Annotated in this window: 15 protein-coding genes; 6 read left to right on the top strand and 9 right to left on the bottom strand. The window is 43.6% G+C overall.

Annotated features, from left to right (window positions below; all coding sequences use genetic code 11):
- Positions 1–58: 58 nt before the first annotated feature.
- Entirely contained in the window at positions 59–730 is a 672-nt protein-coding gene (locus HWQ40_RS18800; RefSeq protein ID WP_366934012.1) for a metal ABC transporter ATP-binding protein, read from the top strand.
- 377 nt (positions 731–1,107) lie between these two features.
- On the opposite strand, the gene HWQ40_RS18795 is transcribed toward HWQ40_RS18800, so the two are convergent.
- Together HWQ40_RS18795 and HWQ40_RS18790 are read right to left on the bottom strand one after the other, a co-directional pair.
- Complete coding sequence (locus HWQ40_RS18795; protein WP_292780285.1) at positions 1,108–1,416, bottom strand: hypothetical protein; 309 nt, start codon at positions 1,414–1,416, stop codon at positions 1,108–1,110.
- A 138-nt stretch (positions 1,417–1,554) separates the two neighbouring features.
- Positions 1,555–2,658, bottom strand: coding sequence for a precorrin-8X methylmutase (locus HWQ40_RS18790; RefSeq protein ID WP_292780282.1), 1,104 nt, complete (start codon positions 2,656–2,658; stop codon positions 1,555–1,557).
- Between the two features lie 80 nt (positions 2,659–2,738).
- Between HWQ40_RS18790 and HWQ40_RS18785 the strand changes: the two genes are divergently transcribed.
- Entirely contained in the window at positions 2,739–4,649 is a 1,911-nt protein-coding gene (locus HWQ40_RS18785; RefSeq protein ID WP_292780307.1) for a heavy metal translocating P-type ATPase, read from the top strand.
- 77 nt (positions 4,650–4,726) lie between these two features.
- Here HWQ40_RS18785 and HWQ40_RS18780 read toward each other — a convergent pair whose 3' ends face one another.
- The gene (locus tag HWQ40_RS18780) at positions 4,727–5,335 is read right to left on the bottom strand and encodes a zinc ribbon domain-containing protein (RefSeq protein ID WP_366934007.1); all 609 of its coding nucleotides are present in this window, start codon (positions 5,333–5,335) and stop codon (positions 4,727–4,729) included.
- On the opposite strand from HWQ40_RS18780, the gene HWQ40_RS35675 reads away from it, so the two are divergent.
- Positions 5,312–5,392, top strand: a complete 81-nt coding sequence (locus HWQ40_RS35675) for a four-helix bundle copper-binding protein (protein ID WP_366934011.1) — start codon at positions 5,312–5,314, stop codon at positions 5,390–5,392. The genes HWQ40_RS18780 and HWQ40_RS35675 overlap by 24 nt on opposite strands.
- Before the next feature lie 36 nt (positions 5,393–5,428).
- On the opposite strand, the gene HWQ40_RS18775 is transcribed toward HWQ40_RS35675, so the two are convergent.
- The 3 genes from HWQ40_RS18775 to fni all read right to left on the bottom strand — a co-directional run bounded on the left by HWQ40_RS18775 (position 5,429) and on the right by fni (position 9,046).
- Positions 5,429–5,668 carry a hypothetical protein gene (locus HWQ40_RS18775; RefSeq protein WP_104909601.1) on the bottom strand — a complete coding sequence of 80 codons (240 nt, stop codon included), beginning with the start codon at positions 5,666–5,668 and terminating at the stop codon, positions 5,429–5,431.
- Between the two features lie 389 nt (positions 5,669–6,057).
- On the bottom strand, positions 6,058–7,893 hold the full coding sequence (sppA, locus tag HWQ40_RS18770; protein ID WP_292780276.1) for a signal peptide peptidase SppA: 1,836 nt from the start codon (positions 7,891–7,893) through the stop codon (positions 6,058–6,060).
- A 103-nt stretch (positions 7,894–7,996) separates the two neighbouring features.
- Positions 7,997–9,046 carry a type 2 isopentenyl-diphosphate Delta-isomerase gene (fni, locus tag HWQ40_RS18765; protein ID WP_292780273.1) on the bottom strand — a complete coding sequence of 350 codons (1,050 nt, stop codon included), beginning with the start codon at positions 9,044–9,046 and terminating at the stop codon, positions 7,997–7,999.
- Between the two features lie 153 nt (positions 9,047–9,199).
- Here fni and HWQ40_RS18760 point away from each other — a divergent pair, with 153 nt between their 5' ends.
- Positions 9,200–9,787, top strand: a complete 588-nt coding sequence (locus tag HWQ40_RS18760) for a Uma2 family endonuclease (protein WP_292780270.1) — start codon at positions 9,200–9,202, stop codon at positions 9,785–9,787.
- Between the two features lie 87 nt (positions 9,788–9,874).
- Here HWQ40_RS18760 and HWQ40_RS18755 read toward each other — a convergent pair whose 3' ends face one another.
- Together HWQ40_RS18755 and HWQ40_RS18750 are read right to left on the bottom strand one after the other, a co-directional pair.
- Positions 9,875–10,267 (bottom strand): hypothetical protein, encoded by a 393-nt coding sequence (locus HWQ40_RS18755; RefSeq protein ID WP_292780268.1) that lies wholly within the window; start codon positions 10,265–10,267, stop codon positions 9,875–9,877.
- Positions 10,268–10,806: 539 nt separating this feature from the next.
- Positions 10,807–11,067, bottom strand: coding sequence for a hypothetical protein (locus HWQ40_RS18750; RefSeq protein ID WP_292780266.1), 261 nt, complete (start codon positions 11,065–11,067; stop codon positions 10,807–10,809).
- 154 nt (positions 11,068–11,221) lie between these two features.
- On the opposite strand from HWQ40_RS18750, the gene HWQ40_RS18745 reads away from it, so the two are divergent.
- Entirely contained in the window at positions 11,222–14,809 is a 3,588-nt protein-coding gene (locus HWQ40_RS18745) for a HEAT repeat domain-containing protein (RefSeq protein ID WP_292780264.1), read from the top strand.
- 276 nt (positions 14,810–15,085) lie between these two features.
- Here HWQ40_RS18745 and HWQ40_RS18740 read toward each other — a convergent pair whose 3' ends face one another.
- Complete coding sequence (locus HWQ40_RS18740) at positions 15,086–15,268, bottom strand: hypothetical protein (RefSeq protein WP_292780262.1); 183 nt, start codon at positions 15,266–15,268, stop codon at positions 15,086–15,088.
- A gap of 57 nt (positions 15,269–15,325) precedes the next feature.
- Between HWQ40_RS18740 and HWQ40_RS18735 the strand changes: the two genes are divergently transcribed.
- Positions 15,326–15,952, top strand: a complete 627-nt coding sequence (locus HWQ40_RS18735; RefSeq protein WP_292780260.1) for a transposase — start codon at positions 15,326–15,328, stop codon at positions 15,950–15,952.

The following is a 15,952-nucleotide window of genomic DNA, read 5'->3' as shown; positions in this document are numbered from 1 at the left end:
GCAAATTATTTTTGCGGGTGGTTACTTTTTACCTGCTATCTTGGCTTAAAAGCCCTAAATTCCGATAAACAGAGCACCGGGACAAATTGTGGGTGTGATTGGCCCCAATGGTGCTGGTAAAAGCACGATGGTGAAGGCGATTTTGGGCTTAGTACCAACCACGAGTGGAGTTGTGAAGTTTCGATCTCGCGCTTTGAAACAACAATTAAGTTCTGTTGCATATGTACTACAGCGATCGCAAATTGACTGGGATTACCCGATAACAGTCTGGAATGTAGTGCTGATGGCGCGGACTGTGCATACAGGCTGGTTTCGCACACCATCACACCCATCTCAAGAAATAGTTAAAGATGCTCTAGCGAGGGTGAGAATTTTAGAGTTGCGATCGCGTCAAATTGGAGAGTTATCAGGGGGACAACAGCAGCGAGTATTTTTAGCAAGAGCTTTAGCACAACAAGCCGAATTATTATTTTTCGATGAGCCATTTGTCGGGGTTGATAAAAAGACAGAAGCCATCATGTTTGAGGTATTTGAAGAACTAAAATCTCAAGGCAAGATTTTGCTGGTAGTCACTCATGATTTAAGAACAGCTTTGACAAAATGTGACCAGCTACTATTGTTGAATAAACAGATGATTGCTAATGGTTCAATGAAAGAAGTGATGACAGCAGATAATATTCAACGTGCCTATGGAGACAGTGTATTTATATTTAACAGGGAAGTAGTTTAATGTTCAATTGGCTAATTGAACCCCTAAGTTTTGAGTTTATGCGTGGGGCACTTGCTACAGCAATTAGCATTATTTTTTAGTCCTACCCAAGGAATTTAGGACTTACGCATTGACATGAAAACCCAAATATGTAGTATTGATTTCAGGCATTAAACCTTGATTTTTCGACACTATTTAGGCGATCGCTGTTTATCAAAGGATAATTGATAACAGCCTGAAACGACGTATTTTCGTTGATGCACAAGATTATAAATTTGTACAGTGCGTAAGTCCTAGAATTTTGACCAGACCAGAAATGGCTCATCGTTCAGCTAGACTATTTAGCCAGTTCAAATCTCAAAATCCGAAATGATTTAAACTAACTAATCTAATCTCAATTACTGTGGTGTGGGCAGTTGACCTTGTAGTAGCATCTGACTGGCAAGGGCTTGACAGCTAGAGCAATCGCAGCCAAACTTTTGGATGGCAAGCTGTTTTATTCTCTCTGTTTGCAGAGAGCGCATTGATGGGGATTGGGGATATTCTTGGGAAACGGGTATATTAACTGTTTGGGTATCAGCTGCTCTCAAAGTAGGATTGGCTAACTCCTGGGGGGAAAGTTTCTTTGCAAAAGCTGGGTTGACATTTAATACTGTCAAGGCGAAAAAGCTAGAGCAGCAAAGTAAAGTCAGTGCAATTTTATTCATAATTTACCTCAAAATAGGCATTGGCACTATCTGAGTCTAGGCGAAAAGCTAAAAATCACCATTATAATGTTCAGCTACTGTGAACCTACATCGTTGAATGGTTAGGCGGTCAATACGCCGCCTTTCAGCCGAAGTAGTTCACTTGCCCAGGTAACAGTGGCAATCCGGCTTCTCAATTAACGATTCCACCAGTGCATTCAGAGCGGTAGCGGCGAGCAACCCACCCCCTAAGGTTCCTTCAACAGTGATAAAAGGAATGCCAGACTGCATCAGTTTACGCTTCGCAGCCGGGGCGTGACTGAAGCCGATCGGCATTCCAATCACTAGCGCAGGCTGAACGAGACCCTGGTGAATTGCCTCACAGACTCCCAGTAGCACTGACGGGGCATAGCCGATCGCGATCACACATCCGGTTGGAAGTTGCTGCAAGTGATCTTTCCAGTCAGGACTCTGCCAGAATGCAAGTTCTGCTTCGGCAGCACTGGTGATATGAGGATTGTCAATCAAAGTTTGCACCTGACAACCCAGGTGAGCCAGTCGGGTTTGGTCGATCGCCGCACTCACCGTGGGCACATCCACCACCACCTGGCACCCCGATTTGAAAGCAGTGCGGCTAGCAGCGAGGGCTTGGTTTCCCAATCGCACAAATGGAACTAAACTGACATCGCCACTCGCCAGCACCAGCTTGGAGAGCAAATCTACCTCAATTTCCGATCTGTCTGACAGGTCAGGCAGCAACCGCTGAAGCGATTCCTGAAAGGCTTCCGGATGGGCATGAACTTGAGCATCCAACCCACACCAAAGTTTTTCCAAGCCGCCCAATCCTGTCTGCGTTTCAACGTCCAGCAGCTTGAGTTGGGCAAGGACTTCGGCTTGGGTCGTTTGGCAGTGGCGATCGCGCCCCAATAGTCCTTCTAGTGCCGCTGCCGTCTGCCGCAATTGACTAATTTGTTGAATGATGGTTCTGTACTGCTGCTGAAGTTGCGCCATCAACGTTGCTTGTTCCGCTTCCGGTTCTGCTTCCAACAGTTTGTGAATATGGGAAAGCTGAAAGCCTTGCTGTTTCAGTGCCACAATGCGTTGCAGCCGTTGCACATCCTGATCAGTATAGAGGCGATAGTTTCCGCGCGATCGCACAGGCTGAGGCATTAATCCCAACTGATGATAGTGCCGTACCATGCGGGGGGTAATATCACTGCCAACTGAATCGGTCAGTTCTTTGATGGTGAAACCTTCAATCATCCTACAAGTCAGAAGCCAACACCTTGACATTAACACTAATGTCAAAGTTTAGCATGGGAGAGTTCCCTCACTCACAGTTCATGCTTTACCCATTGCGGCTGTTCCAACTGGCAAAAACACACTCAAAAGCTTTTGTGGCTCTCCTCTGTGGCTGCTTGCTCCTATTCGGATGGATAGCACTACAGTTTGGATGGACTGGACTGGCGTTGCTGATTCTGCCTGCTGCTTACGTCACTGGAGGGTATGAGAGTGCCCGTGAAGGGCTAACCACGCTCGTCAAAGAAAAAGAACTTGATGTAGATCTGCTGATGATTGTGGCAGCCCTGGGAGCCGCAGGACTGGGTTTGTGGCGACAGGAGTACTACCTGATTGTTGATGGGGCAGCGTTGATTTTGATCTTTGCGCTCAGTGGCGCATTGGAAGATTACGCGATGCAACGCACCGATCGCAGCATTCGGAGCTTGATGAGCCTGACTTCTGATACGGCACAAGTGTTGCGATCGGGCACAGAAGCGTCAGTTCCGATTGACCAATTAGAATTAGGTGATCAAATTGTGGTCAAGCCAGGAGAACTCATTCCAACAGACGGACTAATTCTGGAGGGATTTAGTACGTTGAATCAAGCAGCGATTACAGGAGAATCGATTCCGGTTGAAAAGACGATTGGGGATGAAGTATTCGCCGGAACGCTCAATGGCAATGGAGCCTTAAAACTCAAAGTTCATCAACCGCCAGAGAGTAGCCTGCTACGGCGCGTGATTCGATTGGTGGAGCAGGCACAAACAAAGACACCACCTTCCCAGCAATTCATTGAACGATTTGAACATGGGTATGCTCGCGTCATCGTGGTGGTTGGAATATTACTGGCAGTGCTGCCGCCATTCCTGCTGCACTGGAGTTGGGAAACGACGATTTATCGGGCATTGATTTTTCTAGTCGTCGCGTCGCCTTGTGCATTAATGGCAGCAATTATGCCAACGTTGCTATCTGGTATCGCCAATGGAGCGAGGCAGGGAATTTTGTTCAAGAACGGTGCCCAGTTAGAGAGAATTGGCAAAGTGCGGGCGATCGCTTTTGATAAAACGGGTACGCTCACCACCGGACAGCTACAAGTTTGCCAGGTGATTCCGGCAGTGGGAGTTTCCTCTTCAGAAGTCTTGCAAGTTGCTGCTGCCCTGGAATCCGGCTCAGAGCATCCAATTGGAGCAGCAATTGTTCAAGCCGCACAAGCGTTAGATTGGTCACGGGCGACCGATGTGCAGGCATACCCTGGTCAAGGCATTGCAGGCAGTTGGCGCAAGCAATCGGTGTTTGTTGGCACTGCTGCTAAAGTGAATCAGTCCATCGCTGATTTACCCGTTGAACTGGTGCAGTTTGCGGATTCGCTAGAGCAAGATAGAAAAACGGTTGTTTGGGTGGCTCAAGCTCAACAGGTGATGGGTATAATTGCGATCGCTGATCAAGTACGACCCGAAGCAGCACGAGCGATCGCTCAACTTAAAAAGCTGGGTATCGAGCAAATCATCATGCTGACTGGCGACAACCAACGCACGGCTCACAGCATTGCTCAAGCGATCGGAGTTGATCAGGTTTATGCCGAACTGTTGCCAGAAGATAAGTTGCACATCATTCGTCAACTGCAAACCCAATACAAGACCGTGGCAATGGTTGGGGATGGCATTAATGATGCGCCTGCGCTCGCGCAAGCCTCGGTTGGCATTGCGATGGGCGTTGCCGGCAGCGATGTGGCTCTAGAAACCGCTGACATCGTGTTGGTGGCAGATCGATTAGAGAAAATTGCAGTAGCCGTCAAATTGGGACGGCGATCGCACCGAGTTGTCAAACAAAATATCGTGTTTGCGCTCGGCTTTATTGTGCTGCTAATTGCGGTCAATTTTGCAGGCAATATCACTCTACCCCTTGGTGTTATTGGGCATGAAGGATCAACAGTACTGGTAATTTTGAGTGGGTTACGATTGCTCAGAAATTAGCAGAACCAACGGGTGAAATTCATGTTCTGCTTGAACAAGAGAAAATCATAATGGCAGTTGGCAGAGTTTTGGCTGAACTACCCCCCGGATTTATCCGTGGGGTTCCAACTTACTGCGTAAGTTTCGTTTACCCTTGCAGGTTCCGACTCCTCACAAACTATTGAAGCACTGGACATCCGCTCTATCCCACCGACAATAGGAGACTTTGAACTAGTCGCAATTCTCGCAGATTGATTTGATCCTACTTGCCAACCGTCCAGCAAGGATTGTTCCATCCCCAGCCAGCCATTTCTAGCTAACTCGATTGACAAAGTTTCTGTTTTTGGATCGACGTATCGACTCAGGTAAGCAGACAAAATATCACGTTGCATTTTTAGCCCACAGACTGAGCAATGGTGAACACGTTGAGACAATGATTTTTTCTGCTTGTTGCCAGACAAACAAGTTTGAGAAAGTGCGGTAAACCTTGTCGAAAACATTAGAACTGTACCACCAGTATTTTCAGCTTTGCGCTTCAGTTCAGATTGAAAGCTTGATGGTGACTTAAACCCAATAGATTTACCCCAATTTTTTTGCCAAGCTTTAACCGATACTTTTTCGGTTTTAATATTCTTGCCCAGCTTTAATGTTTGATTTGCTAATTTTCTGTGCAGAGATTTACGATGAGCAGCTTGTTTACCGACCACTGTAAAGGCTGTGCTGCATCTTGCCGTCGCTGCGCAGAGTCTTGTCAAGAAACCTAATCTAACCCGAAGTTTCGGGTTAGTGGTAGTTCATGCTCAATCTTCATTCCGTAACTGCCATACTGCACCGAAAGCTGCCCCAGCCCCAGCTAACAATCCAGTACTCATTCCTTGGATAGTTTTTTGGAATGGATCTTGAGTTAGGCACTCACTTGTAACCTTACTGTCTTCCAAGCAGAGACTACTTTCTGCCCAACCAGCAGTACCTCCTAAAATTACACCAGTGATACTACAAGAAACAATTAGCAGCAAAAGGCGTTGTGTTTTTCTAGCCATAGATGGATGTTTTACTCAATTTTGTATTTTAGACTTTAAATTGGATCAGTATGTGAATACACTTAGTCTAGATAAAAAATTTTAGATTTTTCCATACTTGAGCCACTGTTTAAGCGGGCTGCTTTAGCAAAATTCCAAATCTAAAATTCTGTCAAAGGTTGGAAATTGTAGTTGACTTTTAACTACTTTACACATTCAGGCAGCAAATGTCAGCTAGTTTATGGCTGGCGAGGCAAACTCATGCGCCTCGCCGTACTGGTCTGTCAAATTTAAAGTGATGGGTAAACAATTTTGTAGTAAGGACTTTAGTCCTTACTACAAACTTTTCATGACTAGCTTAGACATTGTAGATTCGGTAACTTTTTGCCCACTGATGCTCAAAAAAGTATCTACTCAATCTTCAAGTTGAAAGGCAAGCGGGCATAAACCCCCTGTGGATCGTTCATCTTTTGTAAAATCTCTACTTCCTGTTGCAATTTTTGGAATTCAGCAGTGAGGGGATTGGCTGATTTGAGTTGCGTTGACTCAATCCCGAAAGCAGTCCGCGCCTCTTCTGTTGCACGCCCAAAAAAGCGTTCTCCGAAACTGCTAGTGCGAGGATATTCTTGCACTTCCCAGTCATCTCCTAGTTTCGCCTGTTTGGCAGTGTATGCGATCGCAGTATTTAAACCACCAATTTCATCCACCAAACCAATTTCTTTGGCCGCCTCACCCGACCAAACCCTTCCTTGGGCAATTTCTGCTACTTTTTGTTCTGGGAGTTTCCGACCTTGAGAAACTTTATTCAGAAACATATTATAAATACGGTTAACACTGCGCTGATAAATTTCTAACTCTTGAGGCGATTTCGGACGCGAAACTGTTTGACTATCAGCGTAGCGTCCAGTTTTCACCGAATCCCAAGTAATACCATTATCATTAGCCAGCTTTTCCCCATTGAATAAGATCCCAAACACCCCTATAGAACCTGTAATGGTATTTGGTTCTGCAAAAATGCGATTAGAGTCGCTAGCAATCCAATAACCACCAGAGGCGGCGACGTCACCCATTGATACCACAACTGGTTTTACCTCACGAGTTAATTTCACTTCTCGCTGCATGACTTCGGCTGCGGTAGCACTACCACCAGGACTATTAATTCGTAATACAACAGCTTTCACATCCTTATCTTGTCGTAGTTTGTTGAAGATTTTGGCAAAGCGATCGCCTCCTACTTGCCCATCTTCTCCTTTCCCATCGACAATCTCGCCCTCAGCATAAACAACGGCAATTTGATTTTTGGAGTTACGTTCTACACCCAAAGATTTACCAGAAACTTGTGCGTAGCTATTCAGGCTAATTTGTCGGAATGTTTTGTCTTCTTTATCGCTATTTGTCAACTTTTTCAGGTCAGCGACAACTTCATCGGGGTATTGTACTCGATCGACTAAACCGCTAGTTTTGGCTTGTGTGGCTTCCAGTAGGGACTGATTATCTGCGATCGCCTGCAATTTATTAGGTTCAATTTTCCGACTTGCGCCGACAGCAGTGCGCCACTCTCCCCAAACATCATCCAACAATTTCTGAGTTTGTTCGCGGTTTTCTGGACTCAACTTGGTGAGAATAAACGGTTCAACGGCTCCCTTAAATTTCCCTACTCGCACGACTTGAACGCCAATACCATATTTCTGCAATGCTCCTGCTAAGAACATTGGTTGTGAACTCAAACCGTTGACTTCCATCATTCCCAGAGGATTAAGGACAATGGAATCTGCTACTGAACTAACGTAATATTCCTTTTCACTCCAATCACTGCCGTATGCAACAATCTTTTTCCCCGCAGCGCGAAACTCCTCCAGTGCTTTCCGAATTTCTTTAAGAGAGGCATAGCCGACGCTACCAGTTTGGCTTGTGTTCGTTGCATCCACATAGATCCCAACAATGCGCGGATCGCGCCGTGCCTTTTCCAAAGTTTCCACAACTTTGCGGAGTGCCATCCTATCTTCATCCACACCTGATATTGTGTTTTGAAACAGTTCGCCTGAACTAGGTTCGCCATCAGTAATTTTCATTGACAAGTCAAAAACCAACACTGACTTATCTTTCACATTTGGCCCACTATCTTTAGAGGAGCTAGCAGCCAATATCAGCAAAAACAGTCCAGTGGTTCCCAGACCACCGAAAATAATTAGTCCTAGTAAGGTGCCAACTAAACTAGCAAAAGTTTGTTTGATAAAATTACGCATTAGTTATTTAGTATTAGTTATTAGTTATTGGGCATGGGGCATGGGGCATTGGGCATTGATTATAACCAAAGGATTAATAACTAATGACCAATGACCTGTTTACCTATTCTATGCGCTGTAAACTACCAGAGTGCTTTAACTGATACAAGGTGGTGTTGCCAGTACAAAATAAGACTGTGGTGATTTCGGCGATTAATACTTCAGCCAGTTCCGCAACTGCTGTCTCTGATGTTGCTGCTGCTTGCAAGAAAGGCATTGCTAAACCAGCTATATCTGCTCCCAAGGCGATCGCAGCTGCAACATCCAATCCATGACGCAAACCTCCTGAAGCAATTAAAGGTACATCTTTGGCAATCGCTCTAATAGTTGTAATGCACTCTGCTGTCGGTAAACCCCAATCGGCAAACGTCCTCCCTAAGCGACGTTGTAAAGGATTTTCTGCCCGTTCACTTTCTACTTTTGCCCAAGAAGTACCTCCCGCACCCGCGACATCAATTGCTGCTACCCCAGCGGCGATCAGTTTCTCGGCGATCGCTGCTGAAATGCCGTTACCAACTTCTTTCGCAATCACTGGTACTGGCAATTTTGAGCATAATATAGAAATCTTGTCAAGCAAACCCCGAAAATTTGTATCACCTTTGGGTTGAATGCACTCTTGTAAAGGGTTAATGTGTAAAATCAAGGCATCAGCTTCTAAAATATCAACTACCCGCAAACATTCATCTAAGCCGTACTTATAGTTAAGTTGCACAGCCCCCAAGTTTGCAAGTAGCAGAACGTCAGGGGCATACTTGCGGACAGCAAAAGTATCAGCCACCTGCGGTTTTTCCACCGCTACTCGCTGAGAACCGACACCCATTGCAATTTTGTAGTGTTGTGCGACTTGGGCCAAACGTTGGTTAATGATTGCGGCTTGTTCTGTTCCGCCAGTCATGGAAGAAATTAACAAGGGTGCGTCAAGGTGTTTTCCCAGGAAAGTTGTACTGATATCAATATCGTTGTGGTTGAGTTCGGGTAAGCAACAATGGGTGAAACGATAACGTTCCAGTCCATTGGTGATTTTATGAGACTGAACATCTTCTTCTAAGCAGATGCGAATGTGATCGGCTTTGCGATTCTGAGTTTGTGCAGAGATATTGGTAGGGGCGTTCACTGATGGGTATGGCTAAAAGTATTTGCTTGCGATCGCTATTGTTACATTGTCTGCAACCGTATTTTTATAACAAAAATATTTATTTTCGCTATCTTTCCGGTACGTTACGCTATTGATAACATCCCCATTCCCTCATTTTATGAGTTAATTAATATGGTTTTACAAACAGAAAAGCGCTACTACACCCCAGAAGAATATTTGGAATTAGAAGAAAAAGCTGAATATAAAAATGAATACAGAGACGGAGAAATTATACCTATGACAGGGGGAACAACTAACCACAACAAAATTGCACTTAATTTTTGTCGCAAGTTTCCCCTGACAGTGCAAGGACAAGATTATGAGATTTACGTAGGGGATGTGAAATTATCAATCCCTCGTTATCGCCTCTATACTTATCCTGATATTATAGTCATCAAAGGTAAGCCTATTTATGAGGGAACAGGTACAACAACTATTACTAATCCCTTGTTAATTGTTGAAGTCTTATCAAATTCAACTAAAAATTATGACAAAACAGATAAGTTTAAATATTATCGTTCAATTCCTGGTTTTCAAGAATATATTATGATTGACCAGTATAGTTTTGCTGTGGAACAATTTGTCAAGCAAACAGAAGGACAATGGATTTTTAAGGAATATGAAGGTGAAGATACAGTTTTAGTCTTAGATTCTATCGATTTTCAAATTACTTTGCGTGATATTTATGAACGGGTGAATTTTGAGTTGATTGAAGAATAAAACTGCGATCGTGCGATGCCTGTGGCGGGCTACGCCTACGCTAAATATGGGCATCATTCACCGTGAATGATGCCTATTTGGTGCTCATTACGCCGTCTTTGTAGAAGCCGCTTTTGAGTCTGCGGTGGATTTTAACCGCGTAATGGTGGCTTTACGAATGCGATCGCTTTTGCGTACACCACCTGTCATTTCGTATTCCCGGCTGTCTTTGCCATACTTCAACACTACACCACTGACTAAGCGCTCTGAGGTTTCCTGAATAGTCTTTTCAAGGGTTTCTATTTGTTCCTTTGCTGTGTCAATGGCAGTTAGCATCATATTATACTCGTCAATCTGGTTGCGGAGTTGCCCGGTTAACTCGGTTAAATGATTTAAGCTGATGGAATCACCAAAGTCGAGGCTGGAATTAATCGATTTAAATCCTATTACTCTCTGTTCGGTTTTTTCTAGCACAGTAGAGCTTCTTTTTTTGCGTGGCATCAATGCATCCTTTTTACTAAACTTTATCTTTCTAGAGTGTCTCAATGAGACAATGTAGTGGTTCAGTAAAGCTTGCAAAAAAAGGTGTTTTTTTAAATAAGATTGGATTGCTAGCTAAGTAGTTACACGACAACAGACAATAAATTGTTGAGAATGGACTTGTGTTCTGAATGAATGGACTTGTGTTCTGAATGAATGGACTTGTATTCTGAACGAACGGACTTGTGTTCTGAACGAACGGACTTGTATTCTGAACGAACGGACTTGTGTTCTGAACGAATGGACTTGTGTTCTGAACGAATGGACTTGTGTTCTGAACGAATGGACTTGTCCACTTAATTACTTATTAAACCCGAAGAAACACACCCTAAGAATAAGGCTACGGTGTACACCAAGTCTGAAATAGCTGATTAACCAAGGTTTTACCCCACCCTAACCCTCCCCTTGGAAAGGGGAGGGAACTGGATTTCTTGTTTCCCCCCAATACATCGGGGGGATTAAGGGGGGTAATTCGACCGAGCAAAGAGGGGCTTGTGATATTATCGATCCTCAGAACGGCGATGTGTGGGTAACAGGCTCTTTTTCTGTTTTTCTTGCAAACTGCTGGCTTGTTTCAGGACTGGAATACACTGGTTAATCATCCAGATTAAAACCTCAATTGGTGAGTTTCCTTGCTGAATGCGGTTTTCGGCATTTACACCAATTAATATTGTTTCTAAAATTAGTAAGAAAGCGTAGGCGTAGCCCGTCGTAGACATCGCTCTTTGATTTGCACTTCTACCACGTTTTTTAGCTGACATCAGAATTCACCTTGTTTTTGGGTTTACAAGGTCAATTATTTTTTTGGGTGTTTCCCCAGACACATCCCCCACGCAACGTCTATAATGCTTGTATTGTCAGCTTTTGCGGCTTGGGGAAGCTTGTTTGTTTGGGTAATTAAAAATTATTTGACTGATGTCAAGAAATATTCGTGCAGATGAATCAGTTTTAGAGAATATACTCAGTCTGGTAGAAGCATTGCTGCAACTGTCGGTAGAGCAAGATTGTGAATCTAAACTTCCACTTTGCGTTGTCTGGAATGCTGATAAGCTGCGAATTACTGGATATAAAAGCGAACAGACAAGAGGAAACAGAAGCAAAACAACTGAAGTTGGTACAAAGAAGGAATATTTACTCAACCAGATTAAAGATGCTGGCAAAACTTTAAAACTTCCCCCGCAAAAAGCAGAACCTAACGTTTCTCAGGACAAAAGAGAATTAGACGAGCTTCAAACTGCACTTGACTGGTTGAAAGAGTTGGGAGTGCGAGAAGACCAAAAATCTACAAAAAGTCAAGGTTATTGGAAATTTACCCTGACGCTAAAACATCAGACAGCGACGATAAAAGAGAATCTGGAGGTGGTTAAGCAGAGGTGGAAGGAATACCAAAAGACGAATTTAAAAAAAACATCTCAGGTAGAAACAACAGATAATAGCTTCGATTGGCAAGAAATCTGCGGCGCTATGCTGGAAAAGCACAAGCGTCTCACCACAAATGAGTTGCTGTTTGCTGATGATGAGATGAAATTTGAGCTAGAGGAAATTCATGTTCCTTTAGCATTGGTGGAGCGTAACAAACCGAAGAAGTGCAGCGAGGATATTTCCGCAGAACACGGTTCGCAACTTTACGAACCGAGTTATGAAGAGAAGCAGCTATTTGAACATGAGGCTTTTTTAGAGAAAATTATCCGTGATGGTGTTGGTAAAACTCAAGGACACCGCATCGCTTTAATTGGGGAACCGGGTGCGGGAAAAACTACTCAGTTGCAAACTATAGCTTTTTGGATATTAAACAACAATCTGGGTTTACCAATTTGGATTTCTTTGGCAGACTTGCAAGGAAAGAGTGTAGAAAATTATTTGTTGCAAGATTGGCTGAAGAATGCTTTAGAAGTGGTGCGTGTAAAAGAAGAACAGGAAAACGCTTTTGCAGATTTATTCAAGAATAATCGTGTATGGTTGTTGTTGGATGCAGCAGATGAAATGTCTTCACTCCAACCATTAACTGAGATTTCCCAGCAGTTGACGGGATGGGTAAAACATGCGCGGGTTGTGCTGACTTGTCGGGTGAATGTTTGGGAAGCAAGCGCCAACACTTTAGAAAATTTTGAGACGTATCGGTTACTCAATTTTGAATATCCGCAACAAGTGCAAGAGTTTATTGGGCGTTGGTTTAAGAATAAGGATGCAGACAAAGGGGAAAGATTATGGCAGGAATTAGATAAAGCTGAACGTCAGCGCATCCAAGATTTAGTTAAAAATCCTTTGCGGTTAGCGCTGTTGTGTAGCACTTGGCAAGGTTCCGATAAAGGTTTACCGGAAACTAAAGCCGGACTTTATCAGCAGTTTGTGGAAGAGGTTTACAAGTGGAAAGAAAACCGCTTCCCTACCACGGAACAGCAGCAAGAGGAATTAAACGCTGCGTTGGGACGTTTGGCAAAACGGGCAATCGACCAAGAAACGTCACGGTTTCGGCTACGACATAGGTTTGTGCGTGAGGAATTAGGTGATGCAAAACAGCAAAATTCTTTATTTTGGTTAGCGTTAAAGTTGGGATGGCTAAATGAAGTTGGACTGGCTGCGGAATCACCAACGAAAAAAAAAGTTTACGCTTTCTACCATCCCACATTTGAGGAATATTTTGCAGCGTTGGCAGTTGATGATTGGCACGAGTTTCTAAATCATGTTCCCGACAACCCCGCGCTAGGCGTTTATCGCATTTTTGCCCCGCAGTGGAAAGAGGTGATTTTGCTGTGGTTGGGACGTGAGGATGTTGAGAGGGAGAAGAAGGAAGAGTTTATTCAGGCGTTGCTGGAATTTGATGATGGGTGCGGAGAATTCAGTGTTATTGATAGAGTCAGAAGGGGATTTTACGAGTTTCGCGCTTATTTTCTCGCTGCTGCGGGGGTTGATGAGTGGAAAAATTCTTGCAACGCAGATGCTATTGTGGCGGAAATCGTTAAATGGGGCTTTGGCGAGTTTCAGGTTGAACAAAACAAGTGGGTGAAATTTCTCGAAATAATCAAAGAGGGAGCAATGATAGCACTGCCTCAGACAAATCGCATAAAAGCGATTGATGCTTTGGTGGAGTTAAGCGGCAATTCACAGATGGATAATTCTACCCAAAGGCTAGCGGCATCAAGCTTAGGGCAAATTGACCCAAACAACCAAAAGGCAATTGATGCTTGGGTGAGGTTAATCAACAACCCACATCTGGATAATTCTACTCGAAGGCTAGCGGCATCAAGCTTAGGGCAAATTGACCCAAACAACCAAAAGGCAATTGATGCTTTGGTGGAGTTAAGCGGCAATTCACAGGTGGATGATGATACCCGATGGCTAGCGGCAAGAAGCTTAGGAAAAATTGACCCAGGCAACCAAAAGGCAATTGATACTTTGGTGGAGTTAAGCGGCAATTCACAGGTGGATGATGATACCCGATGGCTAGCGGCAAAAAGCTTAGGGAAAATTGATCCAGGCAACCAAAAGGCGATTAATGCTTTGGTGGAGTTAATCGGCAATTCACAGGTGGATAATTCTACTCGAAAGCTAGTGGCATCAAGCTTAGGAAAAATTGACCCAGGCAACCAAAAAGTAATTGATGCTTTGGTAGAGTTAATCGGCAATTCACAGGTGGATAATTTTACCCGAAGGCTAACGGCATCAAGCTTAGGGCAAATTGGCTCTGGTAACCAAAAGGCAATTGATGTCTTGGTGGAGTTAAGCGGCAATTCACAGGTGAATGATGATACCCGAAGGTTAGCGGCATCAAGCTTAGGGAAAATTGACCCAGGCAACCAAAAGGCAATTGATGTTTTGGTGGAGTTAAGCCGCAATTCACAGATGGATAATTCTACCCGAAGGCTAACGGCATCAAGCTTAGGGAAAATTGACCCAGGCAACCAAAAGGCAATTGATGTTTTGGTGGAGTTAAGCCGCAATTCACAAGTGGATGGTACTACCCGATGGCTAGCGGCAAAAAGCTTAGGGGAAATTGATCCAGGCAACCAAAAGGCAATTGATGCTTTGGTGGAGTTAAGCGGCAATTCACAGGTGGATGATGATACCCGAAGGTTAGCGGCAAAAAGTTTAGGGGAAATTAACCCAGGCAACCAAAAGGCGATTGATGCTTTGGTGGAGTTAAGCGGCAATTCACAGGTGGATGATGATACCCGAAGGTTAGCGGCAAAAAGTTTAGGGGAAATTAACCCAGGCAACCAAAAGGTGATTGATGCTTTGGTGGAGTTAATCGGCAATTCACAGGTGGATAATTCTACCCGAAGGTTAGCGGCAAAAAGCTTAGAGGAAATTATGGCAGAGGAACAGATGGCGAGTGTTGTTACCGCGCTAAAGAATTACTTGTCACATGAAACTTACGAAAATGACTTTCAGCAATTATACAATTGCTACTCCCTCATCTGGAAATGCGCCCAAAAAATGTCCTACCCCGCCTTTCATCAAGCTTGGCATCAAGAATATAACGCTCTTCCGTCATTCTGGTGAAAGAGAAATCTCAGGCAACTTTTAAACCTCATACAGCACTTGGGTTTGGAGCTTTATTTTCTAACATTATGGAGAAAATCATGGATTTTGCCTGAAACTCCTGCGTAGCAAGGTTTATATGTTTTTCCTCTGGTGAAAGTGATTAAAGAGCGATAAAGTGAAAGATGGAGAGTAGGAAAGAAAAATACTTCCTCCAGCCAAAACATAAGCGAAATGTAGAAGCAGCAATCCTTTGTAAAGACGCGATTCATCGCATCTCGTAAGCGTCTCGTAAATCTATTGCATCTGATCTTTCCGCAATCCAGGAAATGCGATCGCCCCTAATAAAACAGATATCGTGAACAAGATAGAAATGTGATCGTTTTTGCGATCGACCCTTGTAGAGACGCGATTCATCGCGTCTTCTTCCTTCCCATCATTTACATAGCGGGAATAATTCCGAGTTTTTTGGGTTGGCAATTACATCAATGCAAAGCAATAATTGCATAAATTTTTGTATCAATCAAAGATGTAATCATGAATAATAATGATCCTCAACCAGAAAACAACAAACCTAAATACAAAGGTAAATATCGAATTGATTCAACCCGTTTGCCAGCATGGAGTTATACCAGTAATGCTAGATATTTCGTTACTATTTGCACCAAGGGTAAAAAATGCTTTTTTGGTGAGATTATACAGGGTGAAATGCAGCGATCGCCAATTGGAGAAATTGCTCAGAAATTGTGGTATGAGATTCCTCATAATTTTTCTAATTGCCAGATAGATTCGTTTTGCGTCATGCCTAATCATATTCATGGGATTTTGATTATTAATCAAGTACAAGATGGAGACGCGAATCAAATACAGGAAGAAGACGCGATGAATCGCGTCTCTACAAGGGGGGATGGTCAACGGGGTGGGGTTACTGGGTTATTTAATCCGATGTTGTCTAAAAATTCTCTTTCTAAAATTATTAGGTGGTACAAAGGACGATGTACATTTGAAATTAATCAAATATATGAAGGTTTTGGATGGCAAGACAGGTTCCATGACAATATAATTCGTAATGAATTCGTCCTCGATAAAATTAGACAATATATTATCAATAACCCAATCAATTGGGAACGCGATCACGAACAACCACCCCATTCCCCCTTGTAG

This window comes from Nostoc sp. NMS9 (assembly GCF_017114995.1).
GTDB lineage: Bacteria > Cyanobacteriota > Cyanobacteriia > Cyanobacteriales > Nostocaceae > Nostoc.
Note: the sequence above shows the minus strand (reverse complement) of the source record. Positions and strands in the feature narration are given on the sequence as shown.